The sequence below is a fragment of the Vibrio sp. T13N genome (assembly GCF_032970445.1).
GTDB lineage: Bacteria > Pseudomonadota > Gammaproteobacteria > Enterobacterales > Vibrionaceae > Vibrio > Vibrio diabolicus.
Window position 1 is genome coordinate 12,672 of sequence record NZ_JAWJYE010000016.1, and the last position, 20,113, is coordinate 32,784.

The window sequence follows — 20,113 nt, forward strand, 5'->3', positions numbered from 1 at the left end:
ATTAGCTCTACTCCCATGCTCAATATCTGGTTATACTAGATTGTTAATTTATTCAACCGTAATTACTCTTTATCGCCGTTGTTAGAGTTGAAAAACTCGGCATAGATGACGAATTAACGAGTAACAAGAGAATCGCGCGAACCTGACTTATGCAAAAATACGATATCAAAACCTTCCAGGGAATGATCCTCGCGCTGCAGGATTATTGGGCTCAAAATGGTTGTACCATTGTTCAACCGCTAGATATGGAAGTGGGTGCGGGTACCTCTCACCCAATGACCTGTCTACGAGCGCTTGGCCCAGAGCCAATGTCGACAGCTTACGTACAACCTTCACGTCGTCCTACTGATGGCCGTTACGGTGAAAACCCTAACCGTCTTCAGCACTACTACCAATTCCAAGTAGCGCTAAAACCATCGCCTGACAATATTCAAGAGTTGTACCTTGGCTCCCTTGAAGTTCTTGGTATTGACCCTCTTGTACACGACATCCGTTTCGTAGAAGACAACTGGGAAAACCCAACACTAGGCGCATGGGGTCTAGGCTGGGAAGTTTGGCTAAACGGTATGGAAGTGACTCAGTTTACTTACTTCCAACAAGTTGGCGGCCTTGAGTGTAAACCAGTCACTGGCGAAATCACTTACGGTATCGAGCGTCTAGCAATGTACATCCAAGAAGTAGACTCGGTTTACGACCTAGTTTGGAACATCGCACCAGACGGCAGCAAAGTGACTTACGGTGATATCTTCCACCAAAACGAAGTAGAGCAATCGACTTACAACTTCGAGCACGCAGACGTTGAATTCCTATTTGGTTTCTTCGAGCAGTGTGAGAAAGAGTGTAAAGAGTTGCTTGAGCTTGAAAAGCCACTGCCATTACCTGCTTACGAGCGTATCCTAAAAGCAGGTCACGCATTCAACCTACTAGACGCGCGTAAAGCGATCTCAGTAACTGAGCGTCAGCGTTACATCCTGCGCATTCGCGATCTGACTAAGTCAGTAGCAGAAGCATACTACGCATCGCGTGAAGCTCTTGGCTTCCCAATGTGTAAGAAAGAACAAGCGTAAGGGGTAGAGAACATGGCAAAAGAATTTCTAATCGAGCTAGGTACAGAAGAGCTACCACCAACGCAACTTCGTACGCTAGCTGAAGCATTCGCAGCAAACTTCGAAGCAGAACTAAAAGGCGCTGAGCTAGCTCACGAAGGCGTAAAATGGTTTGCGGCTCCTCGTCGTCTTGCACTTAAAGTCGCGGCACTAGCAGAAAGCCAGTCTGACAAAGTGGTTGAAAAGCGTGGTCCTGCGGTTTCTGCAGCGTTTGACGCGGAAGGCAACCCAACCAAAGCGGCTCAAGGCTGGGCACGCGGTTGTGGTATTTCTGTTGACCAAGCAGAGCGCATGGTTACAGATAAAGGCGAATGGCTACTGTTCAAACAAGAAGTGAAAGGTCAGCCAACGTCTGAGATCGTTGTTGAACTTGCAGCGAAAGCACTAGCAAACCTACCTATCGCAAAACCAATGCGCTGGGGTAACAAAACGACTCAATTTATCCGCCCAGTGAAAACGCTAACCATGCTGATGGGCAGCGACCTAATCGAAGGCGAGATCCTTGGTGTCGCTTCTGACCGCACTATCCGTGGTCACCGCTTCATGGGTGAGCAAGAGTTCACTATCGATTCTGCTGAGCAATACCCTGCAATCCTAGAAGAGCGCGGTAAAGTTATGGCTGATTACGAAGCACGTAAAGCCATCATCCTAGCTGACGCACAAAAAGCGGCAGCAGAAGTTGGCGGTATCGCTGATCTAGAAGATGACCTAGTAGAAGAAGTCACGTCTCTGGTTGAATGGCCAGTAGTACTTACAGCGAAGTTCGAAGAAGAGTTCCTAAAAGTGCCTTCTGAAGCGTTGGTTTACACCATGAAAGGTGACCAGAAGTACTTCCCTGTTTATGACGAAAACAAGAAGCTACTACCTAACTTCATCTTCGTATCGAACATCGAATCAAAAGAACCTCGTTACGTAATCGAAGGTAACGAGAAAGTGGTTCGTCCTCGTCTTGCTGACGCAGAGTTCTTCTTCAACACAGACCGTAAGCGTCCGCTTATCGACCGTCTGCCTGAACTAGAGCAAGCGATCTTCCAAAAGCAACTGGGTACGATCAAAGACAAAACAGACCGCATCACAGAACTTGCTGGCTACATTGCAGAGCAAATCGGTGCTGACGTTGAGAAATCAAAGCGTGCTGGTCTACTAGCAAAATGTGACCTAATGACCTCAATGGTATTCGAATTCACGGATACTCAAGGTGTTATGGGTATGCACTACGCTCGCCACGACGGTGAAGCAGAAGAAGTTGCAGTCGCACTGAATGAGCAATACATGCCTCGTTTCGCAGGTGATGAACTGCCATCAAACGGCGTTTCAACAGCAGTTGCAATGGCAGACAAGCTAGACACTATCGTAGGTATCTTCGGTATTGGTCAAGCGCCTAAAGGCAGCGACCCATTCGCACTACGCCGCGCATCTCTAGGTGTACTACGTATCATCGTTGAATACGGCTACAACCTAGATCTTGTTGACCTAGTAGCGAAAGCGAAGTCACTGTTTGGCGACCGCCTAACCAACGACAACGTTGAACAAGACGTGATTGAGTTCATGCTTGGTCGTTTCCGTGCTTGGTACCAAGACGAAGGCTTCAGCGTAGACATCATTCAAGCGGTACTGGCTCGTCGTCCGACTAAACCAGCAGACTTTGACCAACGTGTTAAAGCGGTTTCTCACTTCCGTGAACTGGAAGCGGCAGAGTCTCTAGCAGCAGCGAACAAACGTGTTGGTAACATCCTAGCGAAATTCGACGGCGAACTTGCAGAAGAAATTGACCTAGCATTGCTACAAGAAGACGCAGAGAAAGCACTAGCAGAAAACGTTGAAGTCATGACTGAAGCACTAGAGCCTGCATTTGCGACCGGTAACTACCAAGAAGCCCTAAGCAAGCTAGCAGATCTACGTGAGCCAGTGGATGCGTTCTTCGATAACGTAATGGTAATGGCAGACGACGAAGCACTTAAGAAGAACCGTCTGACATTGCTGAACAACCTGCGCAACCTGTTCTTACAGGTCGCAGATATCTCTGTCCTTCAAAAGTAATTCATTACTCTTCGAAGTGATTAAGAAATAAGTAAAAGGGAAGCAGATGCTTCCCTTTTTTGTTGCCTTCAAACCGATGAAGGTGACGCTTATTATTCATTTTGTGAACAAGACTAAAATTTGTAGGGTGAGACGCGTTTAACTTGTTGGTGTAGAGCTCGGATTGTAGAGGCACAGTTTTGCTATAACTGGACTGTTTATTCGGGGGAAGGACACAATGAAAAAAACAATTCTCGCACTCTCTATCGGTCTACTGAGCGCCTGCAGCCAGATTCCAGAAAATGCCATCGTATTAAGCGTTGGTGATGACACCGCAGTTTTTGAGGAAAACTCACAAGGCTTACTTGTCGCCGAGCAAAAACTCGAAAAAGGCAGCTACACCTTTACCATTGCCGACAGTAATCAAAGCTGTGGAAGTAGCTTTGCTTTGGCAGAAGAAAGCCGCATCAAATTCAATCGTCCATTAAAAATGGATAATTGCGCCACAGATGTCCAAATGCCGCTGCGCATCTTCAAAGCCAACACCTATCAATTTACGCTCAACCCAACCACTAACGAGCTAACTGTTAGGCTCAAACCCAAACAGAATCAAGATATTACCTACTCTTGCCCTGTCGCAACCGATACTCCAAAAACCATCAACGTTGCCCAAACCTTCAGTGATGGCACTGTCGTTCGCGATGCCTTAACCGGACAAGCAACTATAGTTACAGATGGCAGCGTAACCATGCAGCCGGGCCCTATGAGCCAAGGTCTGTTGTTACTAGAAGAGGTTGAGCAACAAGCAGAAAAACCTTTCAGTTGGGACAACGCGACGGTGTACTTCGTCATGACTGACCGCTTCTATAACGGCAACCCAGACAACGACAACAGCTACGGTCGCAGCAAAGACGGGAAATACGAGATTGGTACCTTCCATGGTGGTGACTTAGCGGGTCTGACGAAAAAACTCGATTACATCGAATCGCTTGGTGTGAATGCTATCTGGATAACCTCACCACTGGAACAAATCCATGGCTGGGTTGGCGGCGGTGACAAAGGTGACTTTAAACACTACGGCTACCACGGCTACTACCATCAAGATTGGACCAAGCTTGATGCCAACATGGGTACCGAAGATGAACTCAGAACCTTCGTCGATACTGCCCACAAGAAAGGCATCCGCGTGATTTGGGATGTGGTCATGAACCACACTGGCTACGCAACATTAGCAGACATGCAGGAATTCGGATTTGGTCAGCTTTACCTTGATGACCAAGAAGCCAAAGAAGTCCTTGGTGAAAAATGGACCGACTGGCAGCCAAAATCAGGACAAAGCTGGCACAGCTTCAACGACTACATCAAATACAGTGATAGCGAAGCGTGGGATAAATGGTGGGGCAAAGATTGGATCCGCACCGACATTGGTGACTACGATGCTCCGGGCTACAACGACATCACCATGTCTTTGAACTACCTACCGGATCTAAAAACCGAATCGACTCAGAAAACCGGACTACCAAACTTCTTCCGCAATAAAGACACCAATGCGCAAGATGAGCTACAAACCCCACGTGAACATCTGATTACGTGGTTATCCGACTGGGTACGCGACTACGGCATTGATGGCTTCCGCATTGACACGGCCAAACACGTTGAAATGGAAGCGTGGGCAGAGCTGAAAGCCAGCACCACCCAAGCGCTTGCCCAGTGGAAGCAAAACAACCCAGATAAAGCCTTGGATGACCTACCTTTCTGGATGACGGGTGAAGTATGGGCGCACAGCGTGGTGAAAAGCCCGTATTTCGATAACGGCTTCGATTCCATCATCAACTTCGAGTTCCAATCTGATGTAGCACCAAAAGCGCTGAAATGCTTTGCGCAACTCGATAGCGATTATCGCCGCTACGCGGAACGTATTAACTCCGATCCTGAGTTCAACGTGTTGAGTTACCTGTCTTCGCACGATACTCAACTGTTTTGGTCGGCACGCAGCCGCAGCTTCGATGACCAAGCACGCGCTGCCAATGCACTAATGCTGACGCCGGGTGCAGTGCAAATCTATTACGGCGATGAGATTGCTCGTGATTTTGGTATTACCGGTTCCGACCCTACTCAAGGTACTCGCTCTGATATGCCATGGGATAAGATTCATGGCGAACGTGAAGACTTGCTGCAACATTGGCAAAAACTCGGCGAGTTCCGTCAACGCCACCCAGCGGTTGCGCAAGGCAAACACATCACTCGCAATCAAGAAGAGTATTACGCGTTCGAGCGCCAATACCACGACGACAAAGTGCTGATCGTCTACACTGGCGAATAGCCGATTCACTCCACCAGCAAGGGAAGCATTTCGCTTCCCTTTTTTATTCACTGCTCATATCCCCATCATCTGGTCTGATGACAAACTTTTTTCTTCTTCGAGTAAATTCACACTTTGCGTCGTAATAACATTAGGGTAAGGTCAAGTATTACTCTATAAGCTGATGTTTCATCAGCATTCAATACACATAAGCAATCACAATGAATTAGGTATCAGTCAGCATGCAGTTCTCAAAGTTTGGTGAAAAATTTAATCAGTATTCAGGTATCACGCAGTTAATGGACGATTTGAATGATGGTCTACGCACACCAGGTGCCATCATGCTCGGTGGAGGCAACCCAGCCGCCATTCCTGCCATGCTCGATTATTTTCACCAAGCCAGTGAGGAAATGCTCGCCAGTGGAGAGCTCGTCGCCGCCCTAGCCAACTACGATGGCCCACAGGGTAAAGATGCGTTCGTGAAAGCGCTGGCTCAGTTATTCCGTGAAACTTACGGTTGGGACATTTCAGAGAAGAACATCAGCCTAACTAACGGCAGCCAAAGTGGCTTCTTCTACTTGTTCAACTTACTCGCAGGTAAACAGCCTGACGGTTCGCATAAGAAGGTGCTACTGCCTATCGCGCCTGAGTACATCGGCTATGGTGATGCTGGCATTGATGAAGATATTTTTGTCTCTTACCACCCAGAAATCGAGCTGTTAGATAACGGATTGTTTAAATACCACGTCGATTTTGAACAGCTAACCGTCGACGATTCTGTTGCGGCAATCTGCGCATCTCGCCCAACCAACCCAACGGGTAACGTACTGACAGACGAAGAAGTGCGTAAACTGGACAAACTCGCACGTGAAAACAACATCCCACTGATCATCGATAACGCCTACGGCTTGCCGTTCCCGAACATCATCTTTGAAGATGTCGAACCGTTCTGGAATGAAAACACCATCTTGTGCATGAGCCTATCCAAACTTGGCTTGCCTGGCGTGCGTTGCGGGATTGTGATTGCGAGTGAAGAAATCACTCAAGCGTTAACCAATATGAACGGCATCATCAGCCTAGCACCAGGCAGTGTGGGTCCAGCGCTGGCAAACCACATCATCGCTAAAGGCGACCTGCTTAAACTGAGTTCAGAGGTGATTAAGCCGTTTTACAAGCAGAAGTCGCAACGTGCGGTTGAACTGCTGCAAGAAGCGATTACCGATGAGCGCTTCCGTATTCACAAACCTGAAGGGGCGATCTTCTTGTGGTTATGGTTTGATGAGCTGCCAATTACGACAATGGAGTTGTACCAACGCTTGAAAGCGCGTGGCGTATTGATTGTTCCGGGTGAGTACTTCTTTATTGGTCAGAAAGACGAGTGGGACCATGCTCATCAGTGCTTACGCATGAACTACGTTCAAGACGATGAGATGATGCAGAAAGGGATTGCGATTATCGCGGAAGAAGTTGAAAAGGCTTACCAGCAAGGTCAGTAAAGCAAACTCCCACATCAAAGACACAAATTAAAAAGAGCGCCAACTGGCGCTCTTTCTCACTCTATAAGGCAAATAACTTGCTGATTAGTTGCTTTCTAGCAGGTTGTTGCCACCGATAGCAATTTTACGTGGTTGCATTGCTTCTGGGATTTCACGAACCAAATCAATATGTAATAAGCCGTTTTCCATTGATGCGCCAGTCACTTTGACGTAATCCGCTAGCTGGAATTTACGTTCAAAGTCGCGCTCAGCAATGCCTTGGTACACGTAGTTTTTGCCTTCTTCTGCTTTGCGTTCGCCCTTCACAATCAACATGTTTTCGTTTTGAGTCAGATCGAGTTGGTCTTCAGAGAAGCCAGCAACTGCCATAGTAATACGGTAGTTATGCTCGTCTTTTTGCTCAATGTTGTACGGAGGGTAACCGCCAGAAGTATTTTTCGCTGTATTCGCTTCCATCAGGTTTAGCAGACGATCAAAGCCAATTGCATTACGGTATAGTGGTGAGAAATCTACGTTACGCATAAATCTATCCTCTTAATTAAGCAATAGTCTTAGCTCAGATGACGTTCATCTCACAGGCGTGTTTATGCAAAAACCAACGCCGAGCTAAGAGATTCTTATCATTCCGCAGGCCATCATTTGGCTCGGAGACATGATAGGAAGTCTAAAGGTTTAGGTTGTGTGCTAAAACGCCATATCCTCTTTTGAGCGATCTCGTTTTAGCGATTCCAGAGGGCTGTCTTCTAGTCTCTAGCAAGCCAGTCATCCTCTTCACAACTAGATATAAGGTCGTCAAAAATGACTTTCAAGGGAAAAAATAAAAAATTTTAAGTGCGCTTGCTATCTCCCCAGAAAGGTCAGTTTACCCTCGCTTTGCGATCGGTATTAAAAAACCCACCTTTCTGGTGGGCTTAATCTGCACTCTACTTGCGGGAGGATTTACGCGCTTTTACAACGCTCTTTTCTGCCGCTTTTTCCTGTTTTAACTTACGCTTTTCTTTCAGACTCAACTGTGGTTGTTTTTTGTCTTTCTTACTCATGACTTCACCTCTATTTATTGGCACAACAGACAACCACACAGCATTTTCTGAGCTGGTGGCTGCGATTGATGAACAATTTCAGTAATCACAAAGCAGCGTCGCTGATTAAAAATTTCCACTTCGAGCGCATCATTTTTAGCTCGACCTAACAATCGAGACCCCAAATAAGAATCGACCGCGAGCATACCTGTCATCGGTTGCCCCTTGCGCGAGCTGACTAACGTCATGCGATATTGATAGGCGCGTTCAACATCCACTAAGCGAACCGTGTCCCCAACCGCAATACGAGCTCGGTTACGGCAATGGGCTTGTTGCTCGTAAGTTTCAAAGAGTGACAACAACCTTAGTGGTGATTGATAGGTTAAAAAGCGACTGGTTAACCACCAAGTTCGCAGCGCCAAACAGTACGCCGAGAACCAGCGTTCAAACATGATTATTTCCTTCTTAATGCCTTGTCTTACAAATAAATTCAGTGCATTGAACCGGAAGTGCATCACCTCCGGCTTAGTTCAGGAAAGTCATCACCATTTTCTCAACCTCCTTATTCATCAGCTCTTCAGCACTATAGCGAGCAGAAAAAAGAAAGCAAAAGCGCCCAAGCGAACAAAATGGCGAGAAAAAAAGAAAACAGAAATAAAATGGCAAGCTTGATCAGGTTATTGGCAATTAGCACCAGAAAAACCAAAGTCTTGGCAGAAAGTGGCGATTTTCATTGGTGGTTAAAACAAAAAAAGCAGCGATTTCTCGCTGCTTTTTTCTATTAAGACAAGTTGTCGTTACACGTCTAAGTTCGCTACTTTCAGCGCGTTTTCTTCGATGAAGTTACGACGAGGTTCTACTTGGTCACCCATCAGTGTTGTGAACAATTGGTCTGCGCCTACCGCATCCTCAATCGTTACTTGCATCATGCGACGCGTTTCTGGGTCCATAGTCGTTTCCCACAGCTGATCTGGATTCATCTCACCTAGACCTTTGTAACGCTGACGGCTCAGACCACGCATTGACTCTTTAACCAACCAATCAAGCGCTTCTGCAAAGCTTGCTACTGGCATCGTACGCTCACCACGTTTGATGTACGCGCCTTCTTCCAGAAGCCCATCCAGTGCTTCTGATAGATCAGCCAATTTGCCGTACTCTTTCGAGTTTAGGAAATCGATGCTAATTGCATGTTCGTGCGTCACACCGTGAGTACGAACCACGATCTTAGGCAAGTTTAAGCCTAGTTCTTCGTGCTGCTCAACTTCGTAGCTGTATTGGCTCGCGCCCACTTCTTTCGCATTCAGCTGCTCAATAAGCTGCTTCGTCCACGCTTCAACAACTGATGCGTCATGGCATTGCTCAGGCGTTAGACGAGGAGTGTAAATCAACTCGTTTACCAAAGCACTTGGGTAACGACGGCTCATACGTTCCGCCAGTTTAATCCCCGCATTGTACTGTTGAACAAGCTTCTCTAGTGCTTCACCTGCCAATGCTGGTGCTTCTGCGTTTACGTGTAGCGATGCATTATCCAGAGCCAATGATACTTGGTATTGGTTCATCGCTTCTTCGTCTTTGATGTACTGCTCTTGTTTGCCTTTTTTCACTTTGTAAAGTGGTGGCTGAGCGATGTACACGTAACCACGCTCGATAAGCTCTGGCATTTGACGATAGAAGAAGGTCAATAGTAGCGTACGGATGTGCGAACCATCGACATCGGCATCGGTCATGATGATGATGTTGTGGTAACGCAGCTTGTCCGGGTTGTACTCGTCACGACCGATACCACAACCAAGTGCAGTGATCAGCGTTGCTACTTCTTGCGAAGACAGCATCTTGTCGAAACGTGCTTTTTCTACGTTAAGAATCTTACCTTTTAGCGGTAGGATTGCTTGGTTCTTACGGTTACGGCCTTGTTTTGCGGAGCCGCCTGCCGAATCACCCTCCACTATGTATAGTTCAGAGAGTGCCGGATCTTTTTCCTGACAGTCTGCAAGTTTACCTGGAAGGCCAGCTAGATCTAGTGCACCTTTACGGCGCGTCATTTCACGAGCTTTACGCGCTGCTTCACGTGCACGTGCTGCATCGATGATTTTCGAACAAACCATCTTCGCTTCTGTCGGGTTCTCAATCAGGAACTCAGACAGTTTTTCACCCATTGCAGACTCAACAGCTGATTTCACTTCAGAAGAAACCAGTTTGTCTTTTGTTTGGCTTGAGAACTTAGGATCAGGAACTTTCACCGAAACAACCGCAGTTAGACCTTCACGCGCATCGTCGCCTGAAGTCGCTGTTTTTGCTTTCTTAGAGAAACCTTCTTTATCCATAAAGCTGTTCAATGTACGTGTTAACGCAGCACGGAAACCAGCAAGGTGAGTACCACCATCACGCTGTGGGATATTGTTGGTAAAACAGAAGATATTCTCTTGGAAACCATCGTTCCATTGCATCGCCACTTCAACTGAAATGCCGTCTTCACGCTCTGAGTTAAAGTGGAAGATTTTTTCGATGATTGGCGTTTTGTTGGTGTTTAGGTGATCAACGAACGCTTGAATACCACCTTCATACATGAAGTGATCATGTTTGTCCGCTTCACGCTCATCAACCAATTTGATCGATACACCAGAGTTCAGGAATGACAGTTCACGCAGGCGTTTCGCCAGAATGTCATAGTGGAACTCAGTGTTAGAGAAGGTCTCGGCACTTGGCCAGAAACGAATTTGCGTACCGGTTTTATCCGTATCACCCACAACGGCTAGTGGCGCTTGAGGCTCACCATGGCGGTAGGTTTGCGTATGGATATGGCCACCACGATGAATCGTCAGCTCAACTTTCTCAGATAGCGCGTTTACCACTGAAACACCTACCCCGTGAAGACCACCCGATACTTTGTATGAGTTATCGTCGAACTTACCACCCGCGTGAAGTACCGTCATGATTACTTCTGCTGCAGAGACATTTTCCTCTGAGTGGATTTCTGTTGGAATGCCACGACCATCATCGCTAACGGAAACCGAGTTATCCTCATGAATTGTCACAACGATGTCTTTACAGTGACCTGCCAACGCTTCATCAATTGAGTTATCCACCACCTCGAAAACCATGTGGTGAAGGCCGGTGCCGTCGTCCGTATCGCCGATGTACATTCCTGGACGCTTACGTACCGCATCCAGACCCTTCAGTACCTTAATACTCGATGAATCGTAATTTTCAGACATGAGTTTCTCTCTTCTAGTTTGACTCTATCCTGCCATGTTCCACATGAAACAATTTACCGTTATCGTCCAACATATCGGCGATTTGGCTTTCAGTGATAGAGCTTACAAATACTTGTGCGCCCGTCTCTTTTAAGCAGTCAGCAAGACGCTTGCGACGTTGGCTATCTAATTCCGACGCGAAGTCATCAATTAGGTAAATGCATTGTTTACCGGTCATCTCTGTCAGGTGTTGCCCTTGCGCGACACGCAATGCACACACCATGAGTTTTAATTGACCGCGTGACAGAACATCTTCAACGGGCGTTCCGTTCACTTTAATGCGCAAATCAGCTTTGTTTGGGCCACTAAAGGTGTATCCCAATGCCTGATCACGCTCAAAATTCTTTTCTAGTATCTCGTGGTATGGGGTGTCTTTATCCCAGCCACGATAATACTTCAATTGGATCTCAAATTCTGGCAAAAATGTCTGACAGATAGTTTCTGCGACGGTTTTCATCTGCTCGATGTAACTTGCTCGCCATTGGCTGATGTTTTCAGCCAACCCTGCCATTTCCTGATCCCAATAACTGAGCTCACGATAACTATTGGCGGTTTTCAACAGCGCGTTGCGCTGCTTGTTCAGGCGCTTGAACCTTCCCCATGCTTGATAAAAAGCGGGCTCGGTATGAAACACGCCCCAATCAATAAACGCGCGACGATGTTTAGGGCCATCTGTCAGTAAATCAAACCCTTCTGGGTGTATCAACTGCAGAGGCAGAACTTGTGCCAACTGCGCTAATTTTTGTCCAGATTGACCGCCTATTTTAACCTCTGTTGAGCCATCACGCTGCTTATTAATGCCGATAGGTAGCTCAAATTGATCCGAGTTCAAAAAACGACCATGAACAAACAGTTCGTCACACTCATTTTGTATCACTCGTCCGGTGAGAGAGCTCTTGAATGAGCGGCCATGCCCGAGCAGGTAAACCGCTTCTAAGACACTGGTTTTACCGCTGCCGTTCGGCCCGATAAGAAAGTTAAAGCCTGCTGATAACTCAATATCACAGGCTTTAATGTTTCGAAACTGCTGAATGATGAGACGAGAAAGAGGCATTCAGTTGGCTTATAGACGAATTGGCATCACCACGTACATGGCACTGTCATCGTCGGCATTTTCAATCAATGCGCTAGCGTTAGCATCCGACATCGACACACGTACATTTTCACAACGCAACGTGTTCAGAACATCAAGCACATAGCTTACGTTAAAGCCGATTTCGATGGCGTCACCTTCAAAGGTCACATCAAGCATCTCTTCCGCTTCTTCTTGTTCTGGGTTATTCGCGGTTATGCGCATTTCAGTATCAGCCAGATTCACACGCACGCCACGGAATTTTTCGTTGGAAAGAATCGCAGCACGAGAAAAGGCTTGGCGCAACTCGTCACAACTTGCTATTAGGGTCTTATTGGTGCTCTGAGGCAATACGCGGCGGTAGTCAGGGAAACGACCATCAACCAACTTAGAGGTAAAAGTAAAGTTATTCACCTCAGCACGAACATTGGAGCTACCGATCTGAAGTACTACGGGCTGCTCTGGTGCATCCATCAACTTCACTAATTCTTGCACACCTTTGCGTGGCACGATGATTTGCTTCTGCGCAAAATCCGCACCTAGCTGAGTTTGCGATACCGCCATACGGTGGCCGTCCGTCGCCACGCTGCGTAGCGTGGTACCGTCAATTTCAAACAACATACCGTTGAGGTAGTAACGAACGTCTTGATTCGCCATCGAGAACTGAGTTTTGTCGATCAGCGTACGTAGATCGGCTTGGCTCAGTGATACTTCCACTTCACTTTGCCAGTCTTCAATATTGGGGAAATCGTTCGCAGGAAGCGTTGCCAATGAGAAACGGCTGCGACCAGAGCGAACTTGTACGCGATCACCTTCTAAAACAAATGTGATGATCGCATCGTCCGGTAAACCACGGCAGATATCGAGAAACTTACGCGAAGGAACGGTAATGCTGCCCGCTTCAAAATCACCTTCTAGCGTCACTTTGCTTACTAACTCTACTTCAAGATCGGTTGCCGTCATCGACAATACGTTCTCTTCTACTTTAAGAAGTAGGTTACCCAGGATTGGCAGAGTTGGTCGGCCACCTAAAGCGCCCGAAACCTGCTGTAGCGGTTTGATTAAATGACTACGTTCAATGGTAAATTTCATGCTTGGCTCTTTACGCTGTCAGCTCAATAAATGATTTGCTTAGAATACCGTTATTCTAACCGATTACGAGGACAGGGTGCGAATCAAGTTAGAGTAATCTTCTTTAATATCGTGGCTCTCTTCACGCAGCTGCTCAATCTTGCGACACGCATGAAGTACGGTCGTATGGTCACGGCCCCCAAACGCATCACCGATTTCTGGCAAGCTGTGGTTGGTTAGTTCTTTTGCTAACGCCATGGCCAGCTGACGAGGACGCGCTACGGAACGAGAGCGACGTTTGGACAGCAAGTCCGCCACTTTTATCTTGTAGTATTCCGCCACCGTCTTTTGAATGTTGTCGATCGTCACCAGCTTCTCTTGTAGAGCAAGCAGATCGCGCAGCGCTTCACGCACAAAATCAATCGTGATTGGACGACCAGTGAAATTCGCGTTAGCGATAACGCGGTTCAGTGCACCTTCTAGCTCACGGACGTTCGAACGCAGACGCTTGGCAATGAAGAATGCCACTTCATCAGCAAGGTGGATTTGGTGATCTTCGGCTTTTTTCATCAAGATCGCCACACGCGTTTCAAGCTCAGGTGGCTCGATCGCAACAGTAAGACCCCAACCAAAGCGAGATTTAAGACGATCTTCAACGCCATTAATCTCTTTAGGATAACGGTCAGACGTTAAGATGATCTGCTGGTTACCTTCCAATAGTGCGTTGAAGGTATGGAAGAATTCTTCTTGCGAACGTTCTTTATTAGCAAAGAATTGGATGTCATCGATAAGGAGTGCATCCACACTGCGGTAGTAGCGTTTGAATTCTTCAATCGCATTGTTTTGCAGCGCTTTCACCATGTCTTGCACAAAACGCTCTGAGTGCATGTAGACCACTTTCGCGTTCGGGTTATTATCCACAATCGCGTTACCCACCGCATGCAATAAGTGGGTTTTACCCAACCCCGTGCCGCCGTATAGGAATAGTGGGTTGTAAGCTGCACCTGGGTTATCCGATACCTGACGCGCCGCAGCCAAACCCAATTGGTTCGACTTACCTTCAACAAAGTTGTCGAACTTGTGTTTTGGGTTCATGTTTGAGCGGTGATTGATCGCCGCAATCGCTTGAGCGTCGTCATCCCAAGTTTTGTGTACTGGCTTACGCGCCTGTAATTGCGCAGGTGCAGATGACTCCGCAGCCACATCTGCAGGCGTACGTGTCGGCGCAGGTTTTGGAGCAGAGACAGGTCGGCTCCCCACTTCAAAGCGTAAGTTAGGAATGTCGCCACCACAGTATTCCTGCAGTAAGCGAGTAATATTGTTCAGATACTTATCACGCACCCAGTCCAACACAAAGCGGTTTGGCGCGAATAGAGTGAGAGTATTGTCATTGAGCTCCGCTTGTAGCGGACGAACCCACATGCTGAATTCTGTAGCTGGTAGCTCTTCTTGAAGCTGCTGCAAACATTGCAGCCAAAGCGAAGATGACACGGTGCCCCCACTGAGTAATTGAATTATCGGAAAAGACTGGCAATTTTACCTGTTGATAACCAAGATCGCCAGCGATTGATCGACGATCCAGTGAATAAGATCCAAGTTATTCACAATTATTTCTGCAAACTTGATGAGATCAACACACCTTGCCCCAAATTTGCCCACACAACGATCCACAATTGGGCAAAATTCACAAGATCGAGTGATTGGTGATAAGTCTGTGTATTATTTTATTCCCAATGCTGATTTTGTCGATCATTTCCCCTGGTTCAGTTCGCATTTTCGTCACATTTAACATTCTTCTTCTATTATCTAATAACTCACAGGTCTAGGTTATTGCTCTTGGTTATTTATTTAATTGAGCTAACTAACAGTAGTATTTCCAACCATAAAATTATGGAGATGTATTATGAAAAACTGGATTAAGGTTGCCGTTGCAGCCATTGCACTGTCGGCAGCAACCGTACAAGCCGCTACTGAAGTCAAAGTTGGTATGTCAGGTCGCTACTTCCCGTTTACTTTTGTAAAGCAAGATAAGCTACAAGGCTTTGAAGTCGACATGTGGGATGAAATCGGCAAACGCAACGATTACAAAATCGAATACGTAACAGCCAACTTCTCTGGTTTATTTGGTCTGCTAGAAACCGGTCGCATCGATACGATCTCCAACCAAATCACCATGACTGATGAGCGTAAAGCCAAATACCTATTCGCAGACCCTTACGTTGTAGATGGCGCACAAATTACCGTGCGTAAAGGCAACGACAGCATCAAAGGTGTTGACGATCTCGCGGGTAAAACCGTTGCTGTGAACCTAGGATCTAACTTCGAGCAACTGCTTCGTCAGTACGACAAAGATGGCAAGATCAACATCAAAACGTACGACACTGGTATCGAACATGATGTGGCACTCGGTCGTGCAGATGCATTTGTAATGGATCGTCTTTCTGCATTAGAGCTGATTAAGAAAACCGGTCTTCCTCTGGAATTGGCGGGCGAACCGTTTGAGACCATTCAAAACGCATGGCCTTTCGTGGACAACGAGAAAGGTCGTAAGCTGCAAGAAGAAGTAAACAAAGCACTGGCTGAGATGCGCGCAGATGGTACAGTAGAGAAAATTTCCGTGAAGTGGTTTGGCGCTGACATCACGAAATAAGAACTCTTTGTACTTTAGGCCGCAAAGTGGTATCACTCTCGGACTAAAATAAACTTACGTAAAGGTGGAACTTGTTTTCCACCTTTTCTTTTCTCTAGCCTTTAGGTAAGCCGTATGGGATTTGACTTTAATTACATGTTGGAACTGCTGCCGATATTGCTGAAATATCTTGGCACTACCATGGAAATGGCGACGTGGGGATTGGTGTTTTCACTGATTTTATCCGTCATTTTAGCCAATATTCGCGTATTTAAACTGCCAGTTCTGGATCAATTAAGCCAACTGTACATCAGCTTCTTCCGTGGCACCCCACTCTTAGTTCAGCTTTTCCTGCTTTATTATGGCTTACCACAAATCTTCCCATTGATGGTGGGTATTGATGCCTTCTCAGCAGCGGTGATCGGTTTAACGCTGCACTTTGCCGCTTATATGGCGGAAAGTATTCGTGCCGCCATTATTGGTATTGATCGCAGCCAAATGGAAGCGAGCTTATCGGTCGGTATGACGACATCCCAAGCAATGCGCCGAGTGATTTTACCTCAAGCAACGCGTGTCGCACTGCCTTCATTGATGAACTATTTCATCGATATGATCAAGTCAACGTCTCTCGCTTTCACGCTTGGTGTGGCCGAAATCATGGCGAAAGCACAGATGGAAGCCTCATCAAGTTTCCGTTTCTTTGAAGCTTTCCTTGCGGTTGCTCTTATTTACTGGGGCGTGGTGGTGATTCTGACTCGCGTACAAATCTGGGCAGAAGCAAAACTGAATAAGGCGTACGTACGATGATTAAGTTAGAAAATATTCACAAACGTTTTGGTGAGACTGAAGTGCTGAAAGGCATCGACCTCGATATTAAGCAAGGTGAGATCATCGTGATTATCGGCTCAAGTGGCACGGGTAAATCAACCTTGCTGCGTACGGTGAACTTTCTAGAACAAGCAGATGAAGGTCGTATCACGATAGATGACATCTCCGTTGATACTCAAAAACACACTAAAGCCGAAGTATTAGCGCTGCGTCGTCGAACTGGCTTTGTGTTCCAAAACTATGCCCTGTTTGCCCATATGAATGCGCGCCAGAACATTGCCGAAGGTCTAGTGACCGTTCGAGGCTGGAAAAAAGCCGATGCTCTCAAACGAGCTCAACAAATTCTGGATGACATCGGCCTTGGGGATAAAGGCGATAGTTATCCAGCGGCATTGTCTGGCGGCCAACAACAACGTGTGGGTATCGGCCGAGCGATGGCGCTGCAACCAGAACTGCTGTTGTTTGACGAACCAACTTCTGCGCTGGATCCTGAATGGGTCGGTGAAGTTCTCTCATTAATGAAGAAGTTAGCTAATCAGCATCAAACCATGCTGGTGGTGACGCACGAGATGCAATTCGCGAAAGAAGTCGCAGATAGAGTGATCTTCATGGCGGAAGGCAATATCGTAGAGCAAGGTTCTCCACAGGATATCTTCGATAATCCACAAGATCCTCGTTTGAAAAAATTCCTTAACCAAGTAGGAATAGAGTAACGATCAAGTATCAGGATCGATTGATCCTTGAGATTTTACTCACACTACGTATAATCGCCCGGCCGGAATTTCGTACTCATTGAGTCATTGACACATTATGTGAGTGTGATTACAATTCCGCCTCTTTGTTGAGAGGCGTCGGTTGTCCTTCTCTATATAAAGAGCTTCTTTATATAAGAAAGCAAATACCCACGCCGGGTTTAACAAGAACCTAAAACTACTGATCAGTAAAGGTAATTATCATGAAACGCACTTTTCAACCTACAGTTCTAAAGCGCAAGCGTACTCACGGCTTCCGTGCTCGCATGGCAACTAAGAACGGTCGTAAAGTTATCAACGCACGTCGTGCAAAAGGCCGTGCGCGCCTATCAAAATAATCGCTAGTTTATTTTGAACACGTACGCGTTTAATCGGGAGTTACGTTTGTTAACTCCCGAGCATTATCAAAACGTCTTCCAGCAAGCTCATCGAGCTGGCTCGCCTCATTTCACCATCATTGCTCGCAATAACAAACTTTCTCATCCACGATTAGGTTTAGCGGTTCCAAAAAAGCAAATCAAAACGGCTGTCGGTCGTAACCGATTTAAGCGTTTGGCTCGTGAAAGCTTTCGTAACAATCAACATCAGCTTCCAAACAAAGATTTTGTTGTGATTGCGAAGAAAAGCGCGCAAGATTTAAGCAATGAGGAAATTTTTAAGTTGTTTGATAAGCTATGGCAACGCCTGTCTCGCCCTTCACGTGGATAGCCATTGGGCTCGTTTATCTGTATCGCTGGTTTATCAGCCCTTTGATTGGTCCTCGTTGCCGGTTCACACCAACTTGTTCCACTTACGCGCTAGAAGCTTTGAGAGCTCACGGTTTTGTAAAAGGATGTTGGTTATCAGGCAAACGTCTATTAAAATGCCACCCTTTGAATGAAGGGGGGTATGACCCCGTTCCACCAGTCCAAAAACAAGACAGAGATAACTAACGATGGATTCTCAACGTAATATCCTGCTCATCGGTTTGGCCCTGGTTTCTTTTTTGCTGTTTCAACAATGGCAAGTTGCAAAGAATCCAGAACCTCAAGCAGTTGAACAGGCTCAATCAAGCAGCACTCTACCTGCACCATCTTTTGCTGATGAACTTGACCCAGTTCCTGGCCAACAGCAAGCTTCTGCAAAAACTATCACAGTAACGACTGATGTTTTAACTCTGTCGATCGACACCGTTGGTGGCGATGTGGTACATGCCAACCTTAACGAATACTCTGCTGAGTTAGATTCATCAGATTCTTTTGTTCTGCTTAAAGACGCTCAAGGTCACCAATTTATCGCTCAAAGCGGTCTAGTGGGTCCTCAAGGTATCGACTTGAGCAGCACAAATCGCCCTCACTACAACGTAAGTGCAGACAGCTTCACTCTAGCTGACGGTCAAGATGAACTTCGTGTTCCGATGACATTCACTGCAAACGGCATCGAATACACCAAAACTTACATCTTTAAACGCGGCAGCTACGCGCTTAATGTTGAATACGATGTAGTGAACAACTCAGGCAATAACGCAACATTTGGTATGTACGCTCACCTACGTCAAAACCTAATGGACGATGGTGGTAGCATCACAATGCCTACTTACCGTGGTGGCGCATACTCTACAGAAGATACGCGTTACAAGAAGTACAGCTTTGATGATATGCAGGATCGCAACCTGTCTCTAAACCTAGCCGATGGCCAAGGTTGGGCAGCAATGATTCAGCACTACTTTGCCGCAGCTTGGATCCCACGTAACGAACCAGGTACCAACCTATACACTCGTGTAATTGGCAACCTAGGCGACATCGGCGTTCGTATGCCGAACAAAACTATCGCAACAGGCGATCAGGCTAAGTTTGAAGCAACACTTTGGGTTGGTCCAAAACTGCAAGATGAAATGGCAGAAGTGGCACCTAACCTAGACCTAGTAGTGGACTACGGCTGGTTATGGTTCATTGCGAAGCCTCTTCATATGTTGCTTTCATTCATCCAGAGCTTTGTTGGTAACTGGGGTGTGGCAATCATCTGTCTGACCTTCATCGTTCGTGGTGCAATGTACCCACTAACAAAAGCGCAATACACGTCTATGGCGAAAATGCGTATGCTTCAGCCTAAGCTGCAAGCAATGCGTGAGCGTATCGGTGATGACCGCCAACGTATGAGCCAAGAAATGATGGAACTGTACAAGAAAGAGAAAGTGAACCCACTAGGTGGCTGTTTACCTCTTATCCTACAGATGCCTATCTTCATCGCGCTTTACTGGGCACTAATGGAATCGGTTGAGCTACGTCACTCTCCATTCTTCGGTTGGATTCATGACCTTTCAGCGCAGGACCCTTACTACATCCTGCCTCTACTGATGGGTGCGTCAATGTTCCTAATCCAGAAGATGAGCCCGACAACAGTAACGGATCCAATGCAGCAGAAGATCATGACCTTTATGCCGGTTATGTTTACCTTCTTCTTCTTGTTCTTCCCATCAGGTCTCGTTCTGTACTGGTTGGTGTCGAACATCGTAACGCTTATCCAGCAAACTCTGATCTACAAAGGATTAGAGAAAAAAGGCTTACACAGCAAGTAACCTTTTAG

The 20,113-nt window shown here is 46.6% G+C and carries 18 protein-coding genes; 12 read left to right on the forward strand and 6 right to left on the reverse strand.

The features are described 5' to 3' along the window. Nucleotides 1-149 precede the first annotated feature (149 nt). From glyQ to R2S67_RS19890, 4 genes are all read left to right on the forward strand, one after another. Nucleotides 150-1,067, forward strand: a complete 918-nt coding sequence (glyQ, locus tag R2S67_RS19875; RefSeq protein ID WP_048625586.1) for a glycine--tRNA ligase subunit alpha — start codon at nucleotides 150-152, stop codon at nucleotides 1,065-1,067. Nucleotides 1,068-1,079: 12 nt separating this feature from the next. Next, the gene (gene glyS, locus R2S67_RS19880) at nucleotides 1,080-3,146 is read left to right on the forward strand and encodes a glycine--tRNA ligase subunit beta (RefSeq protein ID WP_317346712.1); all 2,067 of its coding nucleotides are present in this window, start codon (nucleotides 1,080-1,082) and stop codon (nucleotides 3,144-3,146) included. A 217-nt stretch (nucleotides 3,147-3,363) separates the two neighbouring features. Continuing rightward, a complete protein-coding gene (locus R2S67_RS19885) occupies nucleotides 3,364-5,448 on the forward strand; it encodes an alpha-amylase (RefSeq protein WP_317346713.1) in 2,085 nt (694 codons plus the stop codon). 221 nt (nucleotides 5,449-5,669) lie between these two features. Next, on the forward strand, nucleotides 5,670-6,923 hold the full coding sequence (locus R2S67_RS19890) for a valine--pyruvate transaminase (protein WP_114324064.1): 1,254 nt from the start codon (nucleotides 5,670-5,672) through the stop codon (nucleotides 6,921-6,923). 84 nt (nucleotides 6,924-7,007) lie between these two features. On the opposite strand, the gene R2S67_RS19895 is transcribed toward R2S67_RS19890, so the two are convergent. Together R2S67_RS19895 and R2S67_RS19900 are read right to left on the reverse strand one after the other, a co-directional pair. Further along, nucleotides 7,008-7,445 (reverse strand): Hsp20 family protein, encoded by a 438-nt coding sequence (locus R2S67_RS19895; protein ID WP_005458680.1) that lies wholly within the window; start codon nucleotides 7,443-7,445, stop codon nucleotides 7,008-7,010. A gap of 532 nt (nucleotides 7,446-7,977) precedes the next feature. Continuing rightward, on the reverse strand, nucleotides 7,978-8,394 hold the full coding sequence (locus tag R2S67_RS19900) for a GreA/GreB family elongation factor (RefSeq protein ID WP_225462342.1): 417 nt from the start codon (nucleotides 8,392-8,394) through the stop codon (nucleotides 7,978-7,980). A 57-nt stretch (nucleotides 8,395-8,451) separates the two neighbouring features. On the opposite strand from R2S67_RS19900, the gene R2S67_RS19905 reads away from it, so the two are divergent. Continuing rightward, on the forward strand, nucleotides 8,452-8,727 hold the full coding sequence (locus tag R2S67_RS19905) for a hypothetical protein (RefSeq protein WP_301572338.1): 276 nt from the start codon (nucleotides 8,452-8,454) through the stop codon (nucleotides 8,725-8,727). A 12-nt stretch (nucleotides 8,728-8,739) separates the two neighbouring features. Here R2S67_RS19905 and gyrB read toward each other — a convergent pair whose 3' ends face one another. The 4 genes from gyrB to dnaA form a co-directional block, all read right to left on the reverse strand. Continuing rightward, entirely contained in the window at nucleotides 8,740-11,157 is a 2,418-nt protein-coding gene (gene gyrB / locus R2S67_RS19910; protein WP_005394109.1) for a DNA topoisomerase (ATP-hydrolyzing) subunit B, read from the reverse strand. A 13-nt stretch (nucleotides 11,158-11,170) separates the two neighbouring features. After that, nucleotides 11,171-12,250 carry a DNA replication/repair protein RecF gene (recF, locus tag R2S67_RS19915; protein ID WP_005394107.1) on the reverse strand — a complete coding sequence of 360 codons (1,080 nt, stop codon included), beginning with the start codon at nucleotides 12,248-12,250 and terminating at the stop codon, nucleotides 11,171-11,173. A 9-nt stretch (nucleotides 12,251-12,259) separates the two neighbouring features. Next, entirely contained in the window at nucleotides 12,260-13,360 is a 1,101-nt protein-coding gene (gene dnaN, locus R2S67_RS19920) for a DNA polymerase III subunit beta (RefSeq protein ID WP_005394106.1), read from the reverse strand. Nucleotides 13,361-13,423: 63 nt separating this feature from the next. Further along, nucleotides 13,424-14,830, reverse strand: a complete 1,407-nt coding sequence (dnaA, locus tag R2S67_RS19925) for a chromosomal replication initiator protein DnaA (protein ID WP_005378835.1) — start codon at nucleotides 14,828-14,830, stop codon at nucleotides 13,424-13,426. A gap of 412 nt (nucleotides 14,831-15,242) precedes the next feature. Here dnaA and R2S67_RS19930 point away from each other — a divergent pair, with 412 nt between their 5' ends. The 7 genes from R2S67_RS19930 to yidC all read left to right on the forward strand — a co-directional run bounded on the left by R2S67_RS19930 (nucleotide 15,243) and on the right by yidC (nucleotide 20,105). Beyond that, on the forward strand, nucleotides 15,243-15,989 hold the full coding sequence (locus R2S67_RS19930) for an amino acid ABC transporter substrate-binding protein (RefSeq protein ID WP_005378831.1): 747 nt from the start codon (nucleotides 15,243-15,245) through the stop codon (nucleotides 15,987-15,989). A gap of 114 nt (nucleotides 15,990-16,103) precedes the next feature. After that, nucleotides 16,104-16,775: an amino acid ABC transporter permease gene (locus tag R2S67_RS19935; protein WP_005378829.1), complete on the forward strand. Its 672-nt coding sequence runs from the start codon at nucleotides 16,104-16,106 to the stop codon at nucleotides 16,773-16,775. Next, the gene (locus tag R2S67_RS19940; RefSeq protein WP_005378827.1) at nucleotides 16,772-17,509 is read left to right on the forward strand and encodes an amino acid ABC transporter ATP-binding protein; all 738 of its coding nucleotides are present in this window, start codon (nucleotides 16,772-16,774) and stop codon (nucleotides 17,507-17,509) included. Before R2S67_RS19935 ends, R2S67_RS19940 begins: the two co-directional genes overlap by 4 nt. Nucleotides 17,510-17,751: 242 nt before the next feature. Continuing rightward, entirely contained in the window at nucleotides 17,752-17,886 is a 135-nt protein-coding gene (gene rpmH / locus R2S67_RS19945; RefSeq protein WP_005378825.1) for a 50S ribosomal protein L34, read from the forward strand. A 46-nt stretch (nucleotides 17,887-17,932) separates the two neighbouring features. Next, nucleotides 17,933-18,256: a ribonuclease P protein component gene (rnpA, locus tag R2S67_RS19950; protein ID WP_005394102.1), complete on the forward strand. Its 324-nt coding sequence runs from the start codon at nucleotides 17,933-17,935 to the stop codon at nucleotides 18,254-18,256. After that, entirely contained in the window at nucleotides 18,223-18,480 is a 258-nt protein-coding gene (yidD, locus tag R2S67_RS19955) for a membrane protein insertion efficiency factor YidD (RefSeq protein ID WP_005378822.1), read from the forward strand. The genes rnpA and yidD overlap by 34 nt, the downstream gene beginning before the upstream one ends. A gap of 2 nt (nucleotides 18,481-18,482) precedes the next feature. Beyond that, a complete protein-coding gene (yidC, locus tag R2S67_RS19960; protein ID WP_005394100.1) occupies nucleotides 18,483-20,105 on the forward strand; it encodes a membrane protein insertase YidC in 1,623 nt (540 codons plus the stop codon). Nucleotides 20,106-20,113: the final 8 nt, after the last annotated feature.

Excerpts from the sequence above, each read along its gene's own strand:
- dnaN (WP_005394106.1), bottom strand. The coding sequence starts at position 13,360 with ATGAAATTTACCATTGAACGTAGTCATTTAATCAAACCGCTACAGCAG.
- gyrB (WP_005394109.1), bottom strand. The coding sequence starts at position 11,157 with ATGTCTGAAAATTACGATTCATCGAGTATTAAGGTACTGAAGGGTCTG.
- R2S67_RS19885 (WP_317346713.1), top strand. The coding sequence starts at position 3,364 with ATGAAAAAAACAATTCTCGCACTCTCTATCGGTCTACTGAGCGCCTGC.
- rpmH (WP_005378825.1), top strand. The coding sequence starts at position 17,752 with ATGAAACGCACTTTTCAACCTACAGTTCTAAAGCGCAAGCGTACTCAC.
- recF (WP_005394107.1), bottom strand. The coding sequence starts at position 12,250 with ATGCCTCTTTCTCGTCTCATCATTCAGCAGTTTCGAAACATTAAAGCC.
- R2S67_RS19895 (WP_005458680.1), bottom strand. The coding sequence starts at position 7,445 with ATGCGTAACGTAGATTTCTCACCACTATACCGTAATGCAATTGGCTTT.
- yidC (WP_005394100.1), top strand. The coding sequence starts at position 18,483 with ATGGATTCTCAACGTAATATCCTGCTCATCGGTTTGGCCCTGGTTTCT.
- glyQ (WP_048625586.1), top strand. The coding sequence starts at position 150 with ATGCAAAAATACGATATCAAAACCTTCCAGGGAATGATCCTCGCGCTG.
- R2S67_RS19930 (WP_005378831.1), top strand. The coding sequence starts at position 15,243 with ATGAAAAACTGGATTAAGGTTGCCGTTGCAGCCATTGCACTGTCGGCA.
- R2S67_RS19900 (WP_225462342.1), bottom strand. The coding sequence starts at position 8,394 with ATGTTTGAACGCTGGTTCTCGGCGTACTGTTTGGCGCTGCGAACTTGG.
- R2S67_RS19940 (WP_005378827.1), top strand. The coding sequence starts at position 16,772 with ATGATTAAGTTAGAAAATATTCACAAACGTTTTGGTGAGACTGAAGTG.
- yidD (WP_005378822.1), top strand. The coding sequence starts at position 18,223 with ATGGCAACGCCTGTCTCGCCCTTCACGTGGATAGCCATTGGGCTCGTT.
- R2S67_RS19935 (WP_005378829.1), top strand. The coding sequence starts at position 16,104 with ATGGGATTTGACTTTAATTACATGTTGGAACTGCTGCCGATATTGCTG.
- R2S67_RS19890 (WP_114324064.1), top strand. The coding sequence starts at position 5,670 with ATGCAGTTCTCAAAGTTTGGTGAAAAATTTAATCAGTATTCAGGTATC.
- glyS (WP_317346712.1), top strand. The coding sequence starts at position 1,080 with ATGGCAAAAGAATTTCTAATCGAGCTAGGTACAGAAGAGCTACCACCA.